The 20,596-nt window shown below is 32.3% G+C and carries 17 protein-coding genes; 14 read left to right on the forward strand and 3 right to left on the reverse strand.

Annotated elements, in window-relative coordinates; all coding sequences use genetic code 11:
- Positions 1–112: 112 nt before the first annotated feature.
- The 5 genes from LCI24_RS03950 (at position 113) to LCI24_RS03970 (ending at position 4,010) form a co-directional block, all read left to right on the forward strand.
- Entirely contained in the window at positions 113–2,107 is a 1,995-nt protein-coding gene (locus LCI24_RS03950; protein WP_274639273.1) for a urocanate hydratase, read from the forward strand.
- Between the two features lie 11 nt (positions 2,108–2,118).
- The gene (locus tag LCI24_RS03955; protein ID WP_120186427.1) at positions 2,119–2,646 is read left to right on the forward strand and encodes a DUF4136 domain-containing protein; all 528 of its coding nucleotides are present in this window, start codon (positions 2,119–2,121) and stop codon (positions 2,644–2,646) included.
- Between the two features lie 83 nt (positions 2,647–2,729).
- The gene (locus tag LCI24_RS03960) at positions 2,730–2,894 is read left to right on the forward strand and encodes a C1orf53 family protein (protein WP_159432107.1); all 165 of its coding nucleotides are present in this window, start codon (positions 2,730–2,732) and stop codon (positions 2,892–2,894) included.
- A 57-nt stretch (positions 2,895–2,951) separates the two neighbouring features.
- Positions 2,952–3,659, forward strand: a complete 708-nt coding sequence (locus tag LCI24_RS03965) for a DUF4197 domain-containing protein (RefSeq protein WP_099216008.1) — start codon at positions 2,952–2,954, stop codon at positions 3,657–3,659.
- Between the two features lie 135 nt (positions 3,660–3,794).
- Positions 3,795–4,010, forward strand: a complete 216-nt coding sequence (locus LCI24_RS03970; protein ID WP_237270925.1) for a hypothetical protein — start codon at positions 3,795–3,797, stop codon at positions 4,008–4,010.
- On the opposite strand, the gene LCI24_RS03975 is transcribed toward LCI24_RS03970, so the two are convergent.
- Positions 3,993–4,751, reverse strand: a complete 759-nt coding sequence (locus LCI24_RS03975; RefSeq protein ID WP_274639274.1) for an ABC transporter substrate-binding protein — start codon at positions 4,749–4,751, stop codon at positions 3,993–3,995. The genes LCI24_RS03970 and LCI24_RS03975 overlap by 18 nt on opposite strands.
- Before the next feature lie 35 nt (positions 4,752–4,786).
- Entirely contained in the window at positions 4,787–5,557 is a 771-nt protein-coding gene (locus tag LCI24_RS03980; RefSeq protein ID WP_274639275.1) for a LytR/AlgR family response regulator transcription factor, read from the reverse strand.
- 455 nt (positions 5,558–6,012) lie between these two features.
- On the opposite strand from LCI24_RS03980, the gene LCI24_RS03985 reads away from it, so the two are divergent.
- From LCI24_RS03985 to LCI24_RS04000, 4 genes are all read left to right on the forward strand, one after another.
- On the forward strand, positions 6,013–9,168 hold the full coding sequence (locus LCI24_RS03985) for a SusC/RagA family TonB-linked outer membrane protein (RefSeq protein ID WP_274639276.1): 3,156 nt from the start codon (positions 6,013–6,015) through the stop codon (positions 9,166–9,168).
- Between the two features lie 11 nt (positions 9,169–9,179).
- The gene (locus LCI24_RS03990) at positions 9,180–10,673 is read left to right on the forward strand and encodes a RagB/SusD family nutrient uptake outer membrane protein (protein ID WP_274639277.1); all 1,494 of its coding nucleotides are present in this window, start codon (positions 9,180–9,182) and stop codon (positions 10,671–10,673) included.
- Positions 10,674–11,157: 484 nt separating this feature from the next.
- Positions 11,158–14,244: a SusC/RagA family TonB-linked outer membrane protein gene (locus tag LCI24_RS03995; protein WP_274639278.1), complete on the forward strand. Its 3,087-nt coding sequence runs from the start codon at positions 11,158–11,160 to the stop codon at positions 14,242–14,244.
- Positions 14,245–14,257: 13 nt separating this feature from the next.
- Positions 14,258–15,922, forward strand: coding sequence for a RagB/SusD family nutrient uptake outer membrane protein (locus tag LCI24_RS04000; protein ID WP_274639279.1), 1,665 nt, complete (start codon positions 14,258–14,260; stop codon positions 15,920–15,922).
- A 108-nt stretch (positions 15,923–16,030) separates the two neighbouring features.
- Here the strand turns inward: LCI24_RS04000 and pyrF are convergent, their stop codons facing one another.
- Positions 16,031–16,843, reverse strand: a complete 813-nt coding sequence (gene pyrF, locus LCI24_RS04005) for an orotidine-5'-phosphate decarboxylase (protein WP_274639280.1) — start codon at positions 16,841–16,843, stop codon at positions 16,031–16,033.
- A gap of 63 nt (positions 16,844–16,906) precedes the next feature.
- Here pyrF and LCI24_RS04010 point away from each other — a divergent pair, with 63 nt between their 5' ends.
- The 5 genes from LCI24_RS04010 to prmA are packed head-to-tail and all read left to right on the forward strand — an operon-like array spanning position 16,907 to position 20,595.
- A complete protein-coding gene (locus tag LCI24_RS04010; protein ID WP_274639281.1) occupies positions 16,907–17,983 on the forward strand; it encodes an ABC transporter permease in 1,077 nt (358 codons plus the stop codon).
- On the forward strand, positions 17,984–18,466 hold the full coding sequence (locus LCI24_RS04015; protein WP_274639282.1) for a TlpA family protein disulfide reductase: 483 nt from the start codon (positions 17,984–17,986) through the stop codon (positions 18,464–18,466).
- Between the two features lies 1 nt (position 18,467).
- A complete protein-coding gene (locus tag LCI24_RS04020) occupies positions 18,468–18,962 on the forward strand; it encodes a TlpA family protein disulfide reductase (RefSeq protein WP_274639283.1) in 495 nt (164 codons plus the stop codon).
- Positions 18,963–19,003: 41 nt separating this feature from the next.
- Positions 19,004–19,762, forward strand: coding sequence for a triose-phosphate isomerase (tpiA, locus tag LCI24_RS04025; RefSeq protein ID WP_274639284.1), 759 nt, complete (start codon positions 19,004–19,006; stop codon positions 19,760–19,762).
- Entirely contained in the window at positions 19,762–20,595 is an 834-nt protein-coding gene (gene prmA / locus LCI24_RS04030; RefSeq protein ID WP_274639285.1) for a 50S ribosomal protein L11 methyltransferase, read from the forward strand. Before tpiA ends, prmA begins: the two co-directional genes overlap by 1 nt.
- Position 20,596: the final 1 nt, after the last annotated feature.

Raw genomic sequence — 20,596 nt, forward strand, 5'->3', positions numbered from 1 at the left:
CAGTATCACAGAGCAGATATCCGTTATCCATAGTTTCTTCATTTTTACGATTATCAACAGATTTAAAATTAATAAGTTTTCATCTTTTACTGGAAACTAAAAACCGTATAAAATGACTTTTAAAGAACAAATAAAACAAGGAATACCAACTGCATTACCTCCAAAAAAGGAGTATGATACTACGATAAACCACGCACCAAAACGTAAGGAAATTTTAACTGAAGAAGAAAAGAAGTTAGCTTTACGTAATGCGTTGCGTTATTTTGATAAAGAACATCACGAAGAATTATTACCTGAATTTGCTGAAGAACTAGAGAAGTACGGACGAATTTATATGTATCGCTTCCGTCCTGATTATAAAATGTACGCGCGTCCTATTGAAGAATATCCAGGGAAATCTGAGCAAGCAAAAGCTATTATGGTAATGATTCAAAACAATTTGGATTATGCAGTAGCACAGCATCCTCACGAATTAATTACTTACGGTGGTAATGGAGCAGTATTTTCTAACTGGGCACAGTACTTATTAACCATGAAGTACTTGTCTGAAATGACAAATAAACAAACCTTGGTAATGTATTCAGGACATCCGATGGGGTTATTTCCATCGCATAAAGATGCGCCAAGAGTAGTAGTAACGAACGGAATGATGATTCCTAATTATTCAAAACCAGATGATTGGGAGAAGTTTAATGCCTTAGGAGTAACACAATATGGGCAAATGACTGCAGGAAGTTACATGTATATCGGTCCACAAGGAATTGTACATGGAACAACGATCACTGTGTTAAACGGATTTAGAAAAATAGGTAAATCACCAAAAGGAAATTTATTTGTTACTGCTGGTTTAGGAGGAATGAGTGGAGCGCAACCAAAAGCAGGAAACATTGCAGGTTGTATTACAGTTTGTGCTGAGGTAAACCCAAAAATAACGCAGGTTCGTTTAGATCAAGGGTGGATTGATGAGAAGATTACCGATTTAGATGAATTGGTAGCGCGTGTTCGCAAAGCAAAAGAGAATGAAGAAGTTGTTTCGTTAGCATACTTAGGAAATGTAGTGGATGTTTGGGAGAAGTTTGCTGAAGAAGATGTGCATATCGATTTAGGTTCAGACCAAACTTCTTTACATAATCCTTGGGCAGGAGGATACTATCCTGTAGATATGTCGTTTGAAGAGTCAAACGAAATGATGGCAGAACAACCAGAGCTGTTCAAAGAAAAAGTGCAAGAAACATTGCGTCGTCACGCAAAAGCGATAAATAAGCATACAGAAAAAGGAACGTATTTCTTTGATTATGGAAATGCCTTTTTATTGGAAGCGAGTAGAGCTGGAGCAGATGTAATGAATCCGAATCCAACTTTAGGAAGAGAGTTTAAATACCCAAGTTATGTACAAGATATTATGGGACCTATGTGTTTTGATTATGGTTTTGGTCCTTTCCGTTGGGTATGTACTTCAGGAAAACCAGAAGATTTAGCTAAAACGGATGCTATTGCTTGTAAGGTGTTAGAGAAAATTATGAAAAAATCTCCTGAAGAAATTCAACAGCAAATGGCGGATAACATTCAGTGGATTAAAGGAGCACAAGAAAATAAATTAGTAGTTGGTTCACAAGCACGCATTTTATACGCAGATGCTGAAGGGCGTATGAAAATAGCTGAAGCTTTTAATAAGGCAATTAAGAAAGGAAAAATAGGACCTGTAGTATTAGGACGTGATCACCACGATGTTTCTGGAACGGATTCACCTTATCGTGAAACTTCTAATATTTACGATGGTTCTCGTTTTACAGCAGATATGGCAATTCATAATGTAATTGGAGATAGTTTTAGAGGAGCTACTTGGGTTTCTATCCACAATGGAGGTGGAGTAGGATGGGGAGAAGTAATCAATGGTGGATTTGGCATGCTTCTTGATGGTTCTAAAGATGCATCAAGGCGCTTAAAATCAATGCTTTTCTGGGATGTGAATAACGGAATAGCAAGACGTAGTTGGGCACGAAATGACGAAGCTGTTTTTGCTATCAAACGTGCCATGGAAGCTGAAAAGAAGTTAAAAGTAACACTTCCTAACTTAGTAGATGATGCATTATTAGAAAACATGTAAATCCTAAGAAAATGAAAAATTTAAAATTACTTTTTTTACCAATAGTAGCTTTACTAATTACTTCATGTAGTTCGGTAAGAGTAGTTACTGATTATGATACTCAAACTGATTTTAATCAGTACAAAACATTTGCGTTTTACAAAACTGGAATAGATAAAGCTCCAATTTCTGATTTAGATAAGAAACGTATTATGCGTGCTATTGAAGCTGAGTTAATGGCTAAGGGAATGACCAAATCAGCAACGCCAGATGTTTTAGTGAGTTTGTTTACCAAATCTCGTGAGCGTATTAATGTAAATGATAATTATTATGGAGGTTTTTATTATCCATGGTATTATGGTCCGAGTCCAGTAACGGTTTCTCAATATACAGAAGGAACATTATTTATTGATTTATTAGATGCTGACAAAAAAGAGTTAGTTTGGCAAGGAATAGGGACAGGAGCTTTGAGTACAAGTAGTGTAGAAAGAAAAGAAGCTCGTATTAAAGAGTTTGTAGCAGAGATAATGGCGGAGTATCCTCCTAATGCTAAAAAGTAAGATTTAGTTTTTTAAGATAAATGTAAATACGTTAGGCAGAAATACAAAGTCTGTTTAACGTATTTTTTTATGATATTTGTAACATGAGAAATAAGATATTAAAGCCTACGCCCGATGAGTATTATACGAATGAACAAGGGTATAGGGTTTTTAAAGAAGCATACCATTTACGACGTGGGTATTGTTGTAAAAGTGGATGTAAACACTGTCCGTATGGATATGATAAAAATACCGACAGCTTCAAATAAATGTGACAATAATTAGTTTATTGTTTCTAAAGTATAGATAAAATCAAACAAGTAAACATGAAAAAAATTACAGTATTCTTTATTGCACTTACTTTTATGGGATGTGCAGAGTTGCAAAAAGTAGTAAATCAATTACCACAAGGTGGGTTATTAACACAAGAACAAATTGGTAATGGTTTACGTCAAGCTCTAGATAATGGTATTCAACATCAGGTAACCAAGCTAACTTCAAAAGATGGTTTCTATAAAAATGATTTGGTAAAAATTTTATTGCCAGAGGAACTACAAGCAGTTGATAAAGGTTTGAGAAAAATAGGTTTAGGTAATTTAGCTGATGAAGGTTTAAAGGCAATCAACAGAACTGCTGAAGATGCTGTAAAAACGGCGACACCAATTTTTGTAAATGCTGTTAAGGAAATTACGTTTGCAGATGCTAAAAATATTCTATTAGGGGCAGATAATGCAGCTACTTCTTATTTAGAAGGAAAAACAACAACAGCTTTATATAGTGAGTTTAATCCAGTAATTAAAAACTCATTTGCTAAGGTTGGAGCTGATAAAATTTGGTCAAACTTAATATCAAAATACAATAGTATTCCATTTGTAAAAAAAGTAAATCCAGATTTAACAGACTACGTAACTACTGAAGCATTAGAAGGAGTATTTACAATGATTGCTGTTGAAGAGAAGGGTATACGTAATAAAGTAGGATTGCGTGATACAGCGTTATTACGACAGGTTTTTGCTTTGCAGGATAATAAATAGAATTAAAGAGCTCTTGAGAAATCAAGAGCTTTTTTTTGTTATTAATAATATTAAAAATAGGAATTTTCCCCATTTTATATTTAATTTATTTTTTTATATAGTTGTAAATCAAATAAATATGTATATTTATAATCCGTGTTAACCCAATTAGAAATGTCAAGAATTAATCAATTACGTAGATATAGAAAACATCTTGAAGAGAGATATCGTAGATTGGTTGAGACAGCTAACGATTATAAATATGAAGATGAGTGTAAAAGTGATCGCTCAGCATTCAAAGCAATGAAGATATTAGAAAAGCTGAATAGAATAAAATATTTAGATGAAGATATGTCAAGTCCTGCTGTGTAATTCCTTGAAGTAATCAAAAGCTTTTAACAGTCTGCTACCGTACCAAGAGAAGTATTCACCGTCAACTAATATAGACGTTGAGTTACTGGTATGTTCTTTAATTTCAGTAATGTGTTTTTCTTTGAAAGGAAAAGGTTCAGAAGAAAGTAAAATTAATTCTGGTTTTTTCTTATGGATATCTTTTATATCAACTTCTGGATACCTTTTTTCGTTAGCATAAACATTTTTAAACATGTTTAATTCTAATAGGTGGTTTATAAATGTATTACTTGCTGCAACCATCCAAGGGTTTCTCCAAATAAAATAAGCTACTGTTCTACTTTTTTTATTTTCAACAAATTTTTTAAAGTCAATTATTTTTGACTCTAATTTATTAATCATTTTTTTAGCTTCAACTTGCTTCTCAAAAAAACTTCCGTATAAAGAAATTAATTCTAAGGAATCGGTAAGTGTAAAAATATCAGAGAGATGTGTAAATGCTATTTGTTGACAGGCTTCAACTATTTCTTTTGTGTTTTCTTCTTTATTACACAATATAATATCAGGTTGAAGATTTTTAATTCTATCAATTTTTATATTTTTCGTCCCACCAACAATAGTTTTAGACTTTAAAAGACGTTTGGGGTGAATACAGAATTTAGTTACACCGACTATATTCTCTTCAAGTCCCAAATCAACTAAAAGTTCTGTTTGACTTGGGACTAACGAAATTATTCTTTTGTTTTTTTTATCAATGCTCATTAAGCAAAAATAAGAATTCAGAAAAAAAAGAGTTATTATTTAACTCCCATTAGTTCTTGAAAATCTTTTTTATAACTCTTGCTTACTCTAAAAGTTTTATTATCGTTGATTTTTACATCTGTTTCACCATAATTGGAAGTGATGATCTCATCAATAAAATTAGAATTGATTATAGTAGATCTATGGATTCTAATAAAAAGGTTAGAGTTTAGCCTTTTAATTATACTAGATAAAGATTCACGTAGTAAATACTTTTTGTTGTCTGTAGTGAAAATTTCTACATAGTACCCTGAGGCAGATATATACTTGATATTGTTTCGTTCTAAGAAAATTATTTTGTTCCCAGATTTGATATTAATCTTAGTCCCTTTCACAGGCATTTCGATAGGAGTTTTTTCTTTTACAAGATCTAAGATGTTATCTAAACTAGAAAGCTTTTCTATTTTTTTATAATCTATCACCTTTTTAATAGAAGCATAAAATCTATCTTTTTCTAGAGGTTTTAAAAGATAGTCAAAAGCAAAATAATCAAAGGCTTTTACAGCATGCTCGTTAGAAGAGGCAGTGAAGATAAAAATAGGTTTTTTTGGTAAGGTTATTTTTTCAATAATATCAAATCCTGTCATATTATTAATCTTTGTGTCAAGATAGACAACATCAGGGGATAAATTATTTATTTTTTTTATAGCGTCCAAACCACTGGAACATTCACCAACAATTTCTACGAAATTATAGTCACTCACTAATTTTTTAAATCTAGATCGAGCAGCTTTTTCGTTGTCAACGATTAGAATTGATATTTTCATATACATTTTGTTTTCTTGTAGCTATAACAGCTTAAACTAGGGGCTACCCTAATTTTTAATTTATTAAAGTTTAGTTAAATGAATATTAAAACTTTAATTATTTGTTAAAGCTTATAGTCTGATTATAATTAGTAAATAGAAGGGGGATTTACTTATTATTTAAATAAAAACGAGCCACAAAAATAAAGAAGAACCTTTCTAAAATTCAATTAAAATAAGAGGTTTTAAAAAAAATTAACACTAATTAACATTTGGTTGTTTTTTGGGGTTTTGTTGCTGACTTCTTAAAAATGTTTTTTCACATCAAATTAAAGGGTGTTAGCTTCAAATGGGTGTTAACAAAAACTTATAGCCTTTAGATTTACAACTGTTAATTAATAAAAATTTAATAATTTATGAATCTACATTTTAAAAATGTGATCTGTGTATTGTTCTTTTTTAGCTTTATGTTAAAAATGAACGCGCAGGAGAAAAAAATCACTGGTGTGGTGTCTGATAGTGCAGGACCTTTACCTGGTGTAAATGTAATTTTAAAGGGTACGACCATAGGTACTGAAACAGACTTTGATGGTAAGTATTCATTAAAAGCAAAGACAGGAGATGTTTTAGTTTTTAGTTTCGTTGGAATGCAAGTTACTGAAAGAGTTGTGGGAGCAGCTTCAGAACTAAATATTTTGATGAAAGAGGACACTAACATATTGGACGAAATAGTAGTTGTTGGTTATGGAACAACTACAAAACAATCTTTTACGGGAACAGCTAAAGTTGTAAAGACTGAAGATTTAGAGGCAAAAAGTGTATCTAACGTTTCTCAAGCATTAGCTGGAGAGGTGGCAGGTGTTAATGTAATCAATACATCTGGTCAACCAGGAACTGTAGCGACTATTCGTATTAGAGGTTTTGGCTCGGTTAATGGAAATAGAGATCCTTTATATGTAGTAGATGGAGTACCTTTTTCAGGTTCAATAAACTCTATTAACCCATCAGATATAGCATCTACTACTGTATTGAAAGATGCTTCTGCAACTGCTATTTATGGTTCTAGAGGAGCAAATGGTGTAATTATGATTACAACAAAGGCTGGTAGATCAGGAGATACATCTGTAGAAATTGATTTAAAAACAGGTGTTAACTTTCAGTTTTTACCGAGGTATGATGTGATTAAATCACCAGATGAATATTTAGAGTTATCATGGCATGCAATGGCTAATAGAGGTTTAGATATTGATCCTACTACAGATGCAGTAGCTTTTGCTAATGCAAATTTATTTTCAGATGGAATAGGAGTACTTCCAGCTTTTAATTATTTCAATACAACAGATGTATCTCAAATTATAGATCCACTTACAGGTAAAGTTAGACCAGGTTTATCAAGAAAGTATACTCCAGAAAGCTGGAGTGATTATGCCTTTCAACCTTCTGTTAGAACTGAAGCTAACATAAAAATGAGTGGAGGAAATGATAAAACTAAATATTTTAGTTCTTTTGGGTATTTAGATGATAAAGGTTACTCTGTAAATTCTGGATATAAAAGATATGCTGCAAGGTTAAATTTAACACATAAGCCTGCAGATTGGTTAACTGCTAAAGCTAATGTAGGTTATACTTTAAGTAAAAGTATTCAAAATGGACAGTCTGAAGATTCTGGAAGTATTTTCTGGTACGCAGATAACATCCCTTCTATTTATCCTTTGTTTAAACGTGATGCTAATGGAAATTTTATTGAAGATTCAAAATATGGAGGTAATCAATTTGATTATAGAGACAGAGGTTTTGGTGGTGGTACTAATGCTATTGGTGATGCGATGTACAATAATGTAGGAGCAGAACGTCACTCTTTAAATGGAAACTTCTCTTTTAAAGTAGATATTGCTGAAGGTTTAGAGTTTGAAACTCAGTATGGTGCTCAACATTATAGTAGGATTTATAATAACGTACAAAATCCTTTTTATGGTTTTGCTAAAGAACAGGGTGGTACACTTTATCAAACGAAGTCAAGTGCTTTAACACAGAACTTTTTAAATATTTTTAGATATAATAAATCATTTGGAGATCATAATATTTCAGCATTAGCAGCTCATGAAACTAATCAGAGAGAGTATGAGATAAGTACATTAAGTAAAAATACTATAGTTAATTTACAAAATGGAATTACAGATGCGAATAACTATATAAATGTATCTTCTCCACCAACAGGATACAAAACAAAAACAGCTTTAGAAAGTTATTTTGGTCAAGTCTCTTATAATTATCTAAGAAAATATTATTTATCAGGAGCTATTCGTAGAGATGGTTCATCTAGGTTTTTCCAGAAAAAATGGGGTACATTTGGTTCTGTAGGAGCTTCATGGGTAATGTCTGAGGAAAATTTTATGAATAATGTTGAGTTCGTTAATTTCTTAAAGTTAAAAGCGAGTTATGGTATTTTAGGAGATCAAGCAGGTGTTGATATTTATTCAGGTCAAGATACTTATACAATTGGTAACTTAGGAGGAGAAATTTCTTTACGTCCAAATGCAATTCAAAACCCTAACTTAACTTGGGAAACATCAAAAATGTTTCAAACTGGTTTAGAGTTTACATTGTTTAACAACATTATAGATGGTTCTGTAGACTACTACATTAAAAATACTGAAGATTTAATTTTTGAAACTAGATTAGCTCCATCTACAGGTAATGCTATTTTAGATGTAAATGACGGTAAATTAAGAAACTCAGGTTTAGAGTTTGATGTTACTGCTCATTTAGTAGAAAAGGAAAGCTTTAAATTAGATTTTGGAGTTAATGGTGAAATGTATGATAATGAGTTAACACAAATGCCAATAGACCCAGCTAATAATGAGAGAAAACTATTAGATATTTCAGATGCTTATGGTAGAGCTAAAGGTAGAGGTATTTACGATTTTTATATGAGAGAATGGGCTGGGGTTGATTCTCAAACAGGTAATCCTTTATGGACACAATATTATCATGATGCGAATAATAATGGAGTTGTAGATAGTGGTGAGGGTATCGGAAGTTTATATGAGTATAAAGCATTAAACCCTGACAAATCTATAAGTAAAACTACAACTAGCAAATATAGTGATGCTACTCAAAAGTATATAAACAAGTCTATTATTCCATCAATTAGAGGGGCGTTTAGATTCAATGCTAAATATCATGATTTTACACTTAGTACATTGTTTGGTTACAGTTTAGGGGGGTATTCTTATGATTATACATATGCAGGTTTAATGGATAATGACCAAGTAGGAGCAAATAACTGGCATACAGATATTAGAAATAGCTGGAAAAACCCAGGTGACATTACAGATGTTCCAAGGTTAATTAGTGATAGAAATGTACAAGTAAATTCACGTTCTTCAAGATTTATAACATCTACAGATTATTTATCTTTAAGTAATGTTAGATTAGGGTATACAATTCCTTCTAACTTAATAGAAAAATCTGGAGTTAAGTCATTAAACTTTTGGGTATCTGGAGACAATTTATTTTTATTAAGTGCAAGAGATGGTTTTAACCCAACTACATCAGAAACTGGTTCTTCAGATGTATATCGTTATCAACCATTAACTACCATAACTTTTGGAGTAAGAGCTAAATTTTAAATAAAAGAAATATGATACTAAAAAAATATATAAAATCAATTGCTATAACAGCTTTAGCCTTTACAATATCTAGCTGTGGCGACGATCTTTTAATAGAAACACCAACAGAAAATGTTTCTGTAGAAGATGTTGGAGAAACAGGAGAGATATATCCCGAAATATTAGAGGGAGCACTCAGAGGTGTATATGAAACTATGTTTCAAACAGAAACTGGAGGTACTGATGCTCATGAAGATTATGGGCAGAAAGGATATGATGTAGTTTCTGATATGTTATCAGGTGACCTTGCTTTGGCTGCTAATGTATACAATAGGTATAGTGGTGTTGCTCAGTTACTAGCTACTGAAGACTTTACTTTTGATACTCCAAATTATATAGCATGGAGATATTACTACAGAATAATCAATAGTAGTAACCTTGTGATAAGGTCTTTAGGAGGGAATGATGCTGCTATCACTGATGCTAATAGAGCTGCAATGGGGCAAGCTAAAGCATTGAGAGCTTACGCGTATTTTTATTTAAGTCAATTGTATATTAAAGAGTATGAACCAAATTCTAAGGTTTTACCTATATATATAGTAGCAAATTCAAGTGCAAAAGAGCAAAGCACCACCGCTGAAGTTTATGAACAAATGATTAATGACTTAGAAGAAGCGGTAGTTTTACTAGATTCTTTTGACTCAAGTGCAAAATATCAAATTAATAAACAAGTAGCAGAAGGTTTATTAGCTTATGTATATGCAGCAAGAGGAGAATCTACAGATATTACAAGAGCAAGAGAGTTAGCAGAAAATGTTATTAAATCTGGTAAGTACCCTATTACATCAAAAGCTAATGTAGTTGGAGGTTTCAATGATGTTTATACCAACCCAAGTTGGATGTGGGGAGTAGACCTTACTTTAGACAATGGTTTAGACCTAATATCATGGTGGGGGCAAATGGATTACTATACCTTTAGCTACCAGTCTTTTGGTGACAAAAAACAAATAGATAAAGGTTTATATGATGTGATTAAAGAAAATGATGTAAGAAAAACCCAATTTGATAATGACCCTGCATCTGGTAGCTATTTAATGCCAATTAATAAATTTTATGATGCTAACAAACAATTTAGAGGTCAGAGAAATATTGAGGCAGATTATATTTATATGAGAGTTGACGAAATGTATCTTTTATCAGCTGAAATGGCAGCAAAAGAAGGCTTAGAAGCCGATGCTAAAAATCGTTTGAAAGATATATTAGCTCAAAGATTTGACAATGCAGCTGATTATGCATACATAGATGCGCTATCTGGTCAAGATCTTTTAGATGAAATTTATTTACAAACTCGTATAGAATTATGGGGAGAAGGTAAAAGCTATTTAGCTTTAAAGCGTAATAAAGAAACATTAATAAGAGGAGAAAACCACGTGTATTTAGCAGGTGAATCGATTAAGTATAATGATAATAGAATTACCTTAGAAATTCCACAATCTGAAGTTCAGAATAATCCATTTATAAATTAATTTCTTTAGGGAAAACAATTTTTTCTTACAAGAATAGACATTCCCCTAAAAAAGAAAGGGCTGAGTTTTAAAACTCAGCCCTTTTCATATTAAAGAAATTGTTTTTCAATTCAAAAAAAAGGTAGTTCAAATCAAAGTTATAAAAACGAAGAGTTAAGCTTAATACATTTGTGCTAACTTATACCAACTTTGTTTTCATTGGTGTAATTATTTGAATTAATTATAAAGTCAGGGAGTCATTAACCTTGACTTTTTTCTTTTTTAAGCACCAGTTATTGTTTAGTTAATTGTTTTTTTGTTGTTTTTTAGTGCTTTTAATGTTTTTTTGTTAATTATTTAACTTTTTATATGTTAAAATAGTTGTTTTCTAGTGTTTGTTTTAATGTTTTGTTAATTTTATAAGATGTCAATTTTAAGGCTCTTGTTATAAGAGTTTTAAGTCTAAAAGATTTAATTTATGAAATTAAAAAACTACCTATTGCTAATGTTCATACTTATAAGTATGTCAATTTTAGCACAAGAAAAAACGGTTACTGGAACTGTAACCGACCAAACGGGGGCATTGCCAGGTGTTAGTATTGTTATTAAAGGTACTGATCGAGGTGTTGAAACAGATTTTGATGGTAAATATACCATAAAAGTAAATCAAGGAGATATACTTGTTTTTAGTTTTGTGGGGCTCAAAACTGTTGAAAGAATAGTTGGAGCTATTTCTGTTTTAAATATTAAAATGGAGGAAGATGCTAACTTGTTAGATGAAGTAGTAGTTGTAGCTTATGGTACGACGACTAAAGAAGCATTTACAGGTTCAGCAAGTGTTTTAGGAGTTAAAGATTTAGCTACACGTAATGTAACATCACCTATCGCAGCTATTGAAGGTCGTGCAACTGGAGTTCAATTCACATCATCATCAGGCCCAGGAGCATCACCGGATATTGTAATTCGTGGTGTAGGTACATTAAATGGAGATACTGATCCATTATTTATAGTTGATGGTATTCAATATGAAGGTGAGTTAAATACAATAAATCAAGAAGATATAGAGTCTTTTACTGTACTTAAAGATGCATCTTCTACATCATTATATGGTTCCAGAGCAGCTAATGGAGTTGTAATTATTACGACCAAGAAAGGAAAAAAAGGAGAAGTAAAAGTCAATCTCACAGCTCAATCTGGAGTTGTAGCAAATGGAGTCCGCACATACGATCAGGTGTCACCTGGTCAGTACTATGAGGTAATGTGGGAAGCTCTAAAAAACTCTAGTGCTGGAGGAGGAGATCCAGCATTTGCTAGTGCAAATATTTATAATCAATTAGGTTATAACCCATTTAATGTACCAAACGATGAAATTGTTGGAGCAAATGGTAGGTTAAATCCTAGTGCGAGAGTTATATATAAGAGCCTTGATTGGTTTGATGAATTGCAGCAAACAGGCTTTAGAAATAATTATAATGTAGGTATATCAGCAGGAGGTGAAGATCATACAGTGTTTTTTTCAGCTTCATATTTGGATGAGGAGAGTTATGTAGTTACTTCAGGTTTTGAGCGTATAACAGCAAGATTGAATGCTGATTTTGATGTGAGTGAAAGTATAAAAATAGGAGGAAGTGCTAATATTGCGCTTACAGAAGCAAGAGGACCAAGTTCTGCAGGAACAGGAAGCATTGTAAATCCATTTAGTTTTGCATTAGGTATGGGGTCAGTTTACCCAGTATATGTAAATGATTTGCAAGGGAACATTGTAAGAGACGAATTTGGAAATCCAGTTTTTGACTCAGGTGAAGGTTTTCCGGAGTATAATATAGGTTCCAGACCAACTAACCAAGGACGTCACGCACTTCAAGAATTGTTACTTAATAATGAAAGCGATAAGGACAATACTTATGGATTTAGGTTTTATGGAGATATAAAGCTTTTAGAAGGGCTTAACTTAAAAGTAACTTACGGTAGAGATATTAATGAATTATTTGAAAGAGAATATGAAAATGCAATTATTGGTGATGCTCAACCAGATGGAAGACTGAGTGAAGATAGAGGAAGAAGAGAAGTAGAAAACTTTAATCAAATTTTAACTTATGTTAAAAGTTTTGGTAGTCACAATTTAGACTTACTTGCAGGACATGAGAGCTTTGAAAGGTCTATTTCTAATATTGAAGGACTTGCTACAATACAAGCAGCTAATGGAATTTTTGAATTTGCTAATTTTTCAAATATTGTAGATTTGGATGGAGCAACTTTTGATAAGGCAATTGAAGGATACTTTTTTAGAGCTAACTACAATTATGATAATAAATATTATCTAAGCGGTTCTGTTCGACGTGATGGATCTTCTGTGTTTGATATGGATAAAAGATGGGGTACTTTTTATTCCGTAGGAGCTTCTTGGCGTATCGACCAAGAAAGTTTTATGAAAGATGTCTCTTTCATAAATGGATTAAAATTAAGAGCATCTTACGGGGAAGTAGGAAATGATGATTTGCTAGATTCTTATCTTTCACAAGCTCGATTTTCAATTACATCCAATGCAGCTAATCCAGCAATTATTTTTACAGATATAGGGAATGCGAATTTACAATGGGAGACCATAGAGAACTTTGATGTAGCACTAGAGTTTGCCTTGTTCGATAATTTTTTAGATGGTTCTATTGAATATTATAAGAAAAATTCAACAGATTTACTTTACCTCTTACCAATTGCGCCAAGTAATGGGTTAAATGAAGTTCCAGTAAATGCAGGTGATATGTTTAACTCTGGTTGGGAGCTGGGCTTAACAACTCATCTTTTCAACAAAGAGAATTTTAAGTGGGATTTAACACTACAGGCTTCTACATTTAAAAATGAGATAACAAAGTTACCAGACCCGTTTATAAATGGATCAAAACGTTGGGCTGAAGGTAGGTCAAGATTTGATTACTTTCTATTAAGAACTGCTGGTGTAGATCCTGATAATGGAGATCAGTTATTTTATATGTATGAGCAAGATGAAAATGGAGAAAGTGTTCCTGTCTTAGATGCGAATGGAAATCATGAAACAACAAATGATTGGCAGGATACAGAAAGAGCATATACAGGAGACTCTTCAGTACCTGATCTTTTAGGTTCAGTTTTAAGTAAGATTACATACAAGGATATCACTTTTGATTTTTTAGTAACTTATGGTGTAGGAGGAAAAGTATTGGATAACGCATATTCATCAATGATGCATAGTGGTAGTTATGGAAGGTCTTTACATCCAGATATATTGAATGCCTGGAAACAACCTGGAGATATAACAAATGTTCCAAGATTGGAAAACGGAAATCCTGATTTGGTTAGAACTCAATCAGACAGGTTTTTAACTGATGCTTCTTTTTGGGCATTAAAAAATGTCAACATAGGTTATACATTAGATAAAAAGGTTGTTGAATCACTTAAAATGGATAATATAAGATTCAATTTATCAGGAGAAAATTTATTCTTAAAAAGTAAGAGAAAAGGATTAGATCCTCAATATAATTTAGCAGGAACGCCATCTGGTGATGATTTCTCTCCTCCAAGAATTATTTCTTTTGGTATAAATGTTTCATTCTAAAAAAAAAATCATTATGTTAAATAAATTAAAATACTTATCAATAGCTGTTATACTTATTTCGATAACATCTTGTAAAGAAGACTTTCTTGAGAGAACTCCAACAGATGCTATTTCTGCATCTGATGCACTAGCGAACGAAACAAATATGCAGTTAGTACTGGATGGAGTGCATAGGGGCTTATACTCTCAGTCACAAACAATATTCCCAGGAGGAGACTCTCAAAGAGCAGGAAATCATTATTGGGTTCCATTAGGAGATAATTTATCTGGAGGATTAATTCATAGTGCTAATGCTAATAATTTAGGTTGGAGAACAGAAATGCAGTGGAATTCACATACACAACCAACATCACTTACGAATGAATTATTATGGTATCATCGATATAACATTATTTTACATGCAAACCTTTTGATTAATGGAATTTTAGAAGGGAACTTAACAGAAACACCAACATTAAATTCAATTTTAGGGCAAGCTTATACATATAGAGCCTATGCATATTTATCTTTAGTACAACATTATGGTAGAGGGTATTTAATTGGTAACCCTAGCACTGATCCAGGTGTACCTTTACTTTTTTCTTCAGAATCACCATTTACTAGCGAACCAAGATCAACAGTTGAAGAAATTTATAATCAAATAGGACTAGATTTAGACGCTGCTATTAGTGCTTTTGAAAATGGAGCTACAAGACCATCAGGAGGACCAGAAGTAAAATCTCAGTTGAATATAGATGTAGCTTATGGATTAAAAGCTAGATGGGCTCTTTCTAAAGGAGATTGGCAAACAGCTGCTGATGCTGCTGTGGCTGCACGTCAAAATTATCCGTTAATGAATGAATCAGAATGGAAGGCAGGGTTTAATTCAAATGATCTTACGGAAGTTATTTGGGGAAGTAATGTTATTCAAACAGAAACAACATTTTTCCGCTCATACTTTTATCTAGCTAGTAATACTTTTAATGGAAGTCAAATTAGAAATAATCCAAAAATAGCTGATAGAAGATTGGTTGATGCAATTCCTGATACAGATTATAGAAAAGATGTATTCATAATTGACGCACCTAATACGAATTTTTCTGCGGCAAACAATGAAGGAGGGCTTGATTCAGATACTGGATTGCCAAGAGACCCTAATTATGCAAGTGATCTAGATGCATATAATGCCAGAAGAGCAGAAATAAATTCAGAGTATGGTATTACGAATAGTTTTAACCAACATCCTTATATGCATTTTAAATTGAAGAATAAGAATCCTGGATCTATTGATCCTGATGATATAATTTATATGCGTGCCTCAGAAATGTATTTAATTGAAGCTGAAGCAAAAGCAATGATGAATGATATTACAGGAGCACAAAATGCTTTAAAACCATTAGGTGAAGAGCGTGATAGTGCTTATGATGTAACAGTTTATAATACACAAGAATCTTTAATGGATCATATTAAGTTTCAAAGAGGAGTAGAATTATGGGGAGAAGGGTTTGGATACACAGATAAAATCCGTTGGGATGAAGGGATAGATCATGGAGCTAATGGAGGTTCAGGTGCTTCAGCGGTACTTTATCAGGGAGCTTATCAGATAGAAAAACCTTCTTTAAATGATGATTGGATTTTTAAAATTCCTCAAGCAGAAATTAATGCAAATCCAAACATAACACCAAGTGATCAAAATTAAAAGAGTTGTGAATAGAATAAGAAGCTAATTACATTAAATTTTTGTTTTCATTTGATGTAGTTATTTGAATTAATTATAAGCCAAGGAGTCATTAACCTTGGCTTTTTTTTATTTTAGAATAGTTTCCATTTGTTGTTGTAGCTCCTCAGCTTTTGTAGCAGCAGCTTCAGCGAAATTAGTTCCGTTAGAAGTATAAATAACTCCACGAGAAGAATTAATTAATAGCCCTACAGTATCAGTCATTCCGTATTTGCAAACTTCTTCTAGATTTCCTCCTTGGGCACCAACACCAGGAACTAATAAAAAGCTTTCAGGAATAATCTTTCTGATGTCAGCTAAATATTCAGCCTTGGTAGCTCCCACGACATACATTAGGTTTTGAGAGTTTTCCCAAGATTTAGAAGTTTCAATGACTTGTTTATATAACTCTTTGCCATCAACTGTTTTTGTTTGAAAATCAAAAGCGCCTTGGTTAGAAGTTAACGCCAACAGAATGGTGTGTTTATCTTTAAAAGCTAAAAAAGGTTCAACAGAATCTTTTCCCATATATGGGGCAACAGTTACTGAATCAAAAGCTAAATCTTCAAAAAAAGCTTTTGCATACATAGTTGAAGTGTTACCAATATCACCACGTTTAGCATCAGCAATTGTGAAAATTTCAGGATATTTTTCGTTTAGGTAATTAATCGTTTTTTCAAGAGATTTCCATCCTTTAATACCATATGCTTCATAAAAAGCAGTGTTTGGTTTGTAAGCTACGCAAAGATGATGCGTAGCATCAATAATAGCTTTGTTAAAGGCAAAAATGGGGTCTTCTTCTTGAAGTAAATGTGCTGGAATTTTGTCTAAATCAACATCTAATCCAATACATAAAAATGATTTCTTTTTTCGGATTTCTGATACAAGTTGTTGTGTTGTCATGTGTTGTTGTAAAAGTTAGGCAAAAGTACATAAATTTAGCAGTTTCTGTTATCTTTGTTACATATGTTTCAATATATCATCAACAAAATTTTTTACGGATTCTTAACACTGTTTGGAGTGGTAACAGTAATTTTTTTACTGTTCAATATCTTACCTGGAGATCCAGCTCGTATGATGTTAGATCAACGAGAAGATACTGAACAACTACAAAATATACGAAAGAAATATGGATTTGATAAACCTGTTTTTACTCAGTACTTGTATTATTTAAATGATGTATCACCATTATCGTTCCATAGTAAAAATAAAGAGAATTATACTTTTTTATCTGAAGGAAAATACAATGCTCAATCCTTATTCTCTATAGGGAATACTGAAGTAGTAATAAAAACTCCGTATTTGCGTCAATCTTTCCAGAAGAACGGTAAAAATGTTTCTGAAGTAATTAAAGAAACCTTACCAAATACTGCAATTTTAGCTATTGTAGCCATAACAATTGCACTGTTTTTAGGGATTGTATTAGGAATATTTTCAGCCTTATTTAAAGATACTTTTTTTGATAGACTTATAGCTGTCGTCAGTACTTTAGGAATGAGTGTACCCTCATTTTTCTCAGCTATATTGTTTGCTTGGTTTTTTGGGTTTGTGTTAAATAAATATACACATCTAGAAATGACGGGAAGTTTATATGAAGTTGATGATTTTGGTGAAGGAATGCATATTCAATGGAAGAATTTAATATTACCAGCAATAGTACTTGGAATTCGCCCGCTTGCGGTAGTAATACAGTTAATGCGTAATTCATTGTTAGAAACCTTAAGTCAAGATTATATTCGAACAGCAAAAGCTAAAGGGTTAACGATGTATCAAGTAATAAAAAAACATGCGTTGAAAAACTCATTAAATCCAGTAATAACAGCAATATCAGGGTGGTTTGCCTCGATGCTGGCCGGAGCAGTTTTTGTAGAGTATATTTTTAACTGGAACGGATTAGGGAAAGAAATAGTAAACTCGCTAAATACACTCGATTTACCTGTAATTATGGGAGCTGTTTTAGTAGTTGCTACACTATTTATAATTATAAATATTTTAGTAGATATATTATATAGTTGGTTAGATCCTCGAATAAGATTACAATAGATGAGAGCATTTTTTTTATTGATTACCATAGTTTTTTTATCAAGTTGTGCTGTGTTTCAACCTAAAGAATTCACGTTAGAACCTCTAAATGAAGAATTACTGACTTTAGATAGAAAACCAATTTTATTCAAAGAAGTTTTAGAGAAAAATAAAGGTAAAAAGGTATTTGTACAAGTATTTGCAACTTACTGTCCTTACAGTCAACGTAGTTTTAAAGATGTACTCAATTTTCAGAAGAAAAATCCAGAACTTGCGTATATTTTTCTATCAGTAGATCATTCATATCATGATTGGAAAAGAGGCTTAGAAAGCATTCCTGTAAAAGGTCAACACTATTACATTCAAAAAAAAGGAAAAGGAGCGCTTGGCGAGTTTTTAAAATTAAAAACGATTCCGAGATTTTTAGTAATTGATGAAGAAGGTAAAATTAGCGTGTATAAATCATCTAAAGTGTCAGATAAGCTCCAAAACAAAGTACAATAGCATGAAAAAAATAATAATAGTAGCTTTTATTGGATTAACGTTATTCGGTTGTTCAAAAGAAAGCCCAAGTCATTTCTCTACAGAAGCGTTGGAGGATGTTTTTACTTCTTTAGAAGGAAAAGAGGTTTCATTCAGTGAAATCTTAGAAAAACACAAAGGGAAGAAGATATTAATAGATATTTGGGCTTCTTGGTGTCCAGATTGTTTAAAAAGTATTCCTGAAGTACAGAAGGTACAAGAAGATTACGGAGGAGCTAGATATATTTTTTTATCCTTAGATAGAAATAAGACCGATTGGAAAAATGGTATTGAACGCCTAAATATAAGAGGAGATCATTATTTTATAGAATCAGGATGGGAAGGCAAGTTTGGTAAGTTTTTAGGTTTAGATTGGATACCAAGGTTTTTAGTTATAGACGAAAATGGAAAAATAATTGTTTTTGATGCTACAAAAGCCACCGATAAATTAATTCGTCAAAGCCTAGAAAAAATGTAATTTTGCAAACACAAAATCAATAACCAGAAAAAATAATACACGTGAGACAAAAAATAGTTGCAGGTAACTGGAAGATGAATAAAAACCTTGATGAAGCAAAAGTATTAATCGAGGGAATAAAGAAAGAAGTACAAGCTGGTTTAGAAGAAGGTACTAGAGTAATAATTGCTCCTAGTTTTGTAAACCTACAATCAGCAGTTAAAAACACTGAAGATTCGGTTGTAGAGGTTGCCGCACAAAACATGCATCAATCTAAAAGTGGAGCGTATACAGGAGAGGTTTCTGCAGATATGTTAACGAATTTAGGTGTTAACATAGTAATTTTAGGACACTCTGAGCGTAGAGAATATTTTGGTGAAACTGATGAGTTATTAGCTCAAAAGGTAGATGCTGCTTTAGAAAACAAATTAGAGGTTGTTTTTTGTTTTGGGGAATTGTTAGAAGATAGAAAGTCTGGAAATCACTTTAAAGTAGTTGAAAACCAACTTAAAAAAGCGTTGTTTCATCTTAAAGAAGCTGATTTTAAAAATATTATTTTAGCGTATGAACCAGTTTGGGCAATTGGTACAGGAGAAACAGCTTCGCCTGAGCAAGCGCAAGAAATACATGCTTTTGTAAGAGAGCTTTTAGCAAAAAAGTATGGAGCAGAAACAGCCAATGCTATTTCAATTTTATACGGAGGAAGTGTAAAGCCTTCTAATGCTAAAGAAATTTTTTCTAAGTCAGATGTAGATGGAGGTTTAATAGGTGGAGCAGCATTAAAAGCTGAAGATTTTGCAGCAATAATTAAATCAATTTAATGGATAATATTTATATAGAATATACTTTTGAAGTAACACCAAAAGAACCAACTACAGAAATTTTAATAGCTGAATTGGGGTCTTTAGGGTTTGAAAGTTTTGTTGAAAACGAAAATGGGGTAGTAGCGTATATTCAAAAAGATGATTGGAGCGAAACTATTTTAGAAGATGTTTTTGTTCTAAATTCAGAAGAATTTTCAATTCAATACGAGCATAAAGAAATAGAACAAACTAATTGGAATGCGGAATGGGAAAAGAACTTCAATCCTATTCAAGTAGATGACTTGGTAAGCATTAGAGCTCCGTTTCATGAGAACCCAAATTTGCCATACGACATTGTTATCGAACCTAAAATGAGTTTTGGTACAGGACACCATGAAACTACACACATGATGGTACAACATTTAATCAATTTAGATGTAACAGATAAAAAAGTTTTAGATATGGGGTGTGGAACAGGTATTTTAGCAATTTTTGCTGAAATGAAAGGAGCACAGCCTATTGATGCTATAGATATAGATGCTTGGTGTTATGAAAACTCATTAGAAAATGTAGAAAGAAATAACTGTAAGTATATTTCAGTTTATGAAGGAGATGCATCACTTTTAGAAGGAAAAAAGTATGATGTTATAATAGCAAATATCAACCGTAATATTTTACTAAATGATATGCAAACGTATACAAATTGTTTAACTGAAAAAGGAGTTTTATTATTAAGCGGATTTTATAGTGAAGATATTCCAGTGATTGATAATGAGGTATCTAAGTACAGTTTAACATTAAAAGATACCATAAAAAGAAATAATTGGGTAGCTTTGCAGTATCAAAAATAAA

The organism is Tenacibaculum larymnensis (assembly GCF_028829235.1).
GTDB lineage: Bacteria > Bacteroidota > Bacteroidia > Flavobacteriales > Flavobacteriaceae > Polaribacter > Polaribacter larymnensis.

Excerpts from the sequence above, each read along its gene's own strand:
- LCI24_RS04000 (WP_274639279.1), top strand. The coding sequence starts at position 14,258 with ATGTTAAATAAATTAAAATACTTATCAATAGCTGTTATACTTATTTCG.
- LCI24_RS04015 (WP_274639282.1), top strand. The coding sequence starts at position 17,984 with ATGAGAGCATTTTTTTTATTGATTACCATAGTTTTTTTATCAAGTTGT.
- LCI24_RS03990 (WP_274639277.1), top strand. The coding sequence starts at position 9,180 with ATGATACTAAAAAAATATATAAAATCAATTGCTATAACAGCTTTAGCC.
- LCI24_RS03965 (WP_099216008.1), top strand. The coding sequence starts at position 2,952 with ATGAAAAAAATTACAGTATTCTTTATTGCACTTACTTTTATGGGATGT.
- LCI24_RS03975 (WP_274639274.1), bottom strand. The coding sequence starts at position 4,751 with ATGAGCATTGATAAAAAAAACAAAAGAATAATTTCGTTAGTCCCAAGT.
- LCI24_RS03960 (WP_159432107.1), top strand. The coding sequence starts at position 2,730 with ATGAGAAATAAGATATTAAAGCCTACGCCCGATGAGTATTATACGAAT.
- LCI24_RS04010 (WP_274639281.1), top strand. The coding sequence starts at position 16,907 with ATGTTTCAATATATCATCAACAAAATTTTTTACGGATTCTTAACACTG.
- LCI24_RS03950 (WP_274639273.1), top strand. The coding sequence starts at position 113 with ATGACTTTTAAAGAACAAATAAAACAAGGAATACCAACTGCATTACCT.
- LCI24_RS03985 (WP_274639276.1), top strand. The coding sequence starts at position 6,013 with ATGAACGCGCAGGAGAAAAAAATCACTGGTGTGGTGTCTGATAGTGCA.
- LCI24_RS03980 (WP_274639275.1), bottom strand. The coding sequence starts at position 5,557 with ATGAAAATATCAATTCTAATCGTTGACAACGAAAAAGCTGCTCGATCT.
- LCI24_RS04020 (WP_274639283.1), top strand. The coding sequence starts at position 18,468 with ATGAAAAAAATAATAATAGTAGCTTTTATTGGATTAACGTTATTCGGT.
- LCI24_RS03955 (WP_120186427.1), top strand. The coding sequence starts at position 2,119 with ATGAAAAATTTAAAATTACTTTTTTTACCAATAGTAGCTTTACTAATT.
- pyrF (WP_274639280.1), bottom strand. The coding sequence starts at position 16,843 with ATGACAACACAACAACTTGTATCAGAAATCCGAAAAAAGAAATCATTT.
- prmA (WP_274639285.1), top strand. The coding sequence starts at position 19,762 with ATGGATAATATTTATATAGAATATACTTTTGAAGTAACACCAAAAGAA.
- LCI24_RS03995 (WP_274639278.1), top strand. The coding sequence starts at position 11,158 with ATGTTCATACTTATAAGTATGTCAATTTTAGCACAAGAAAAAACGGTT.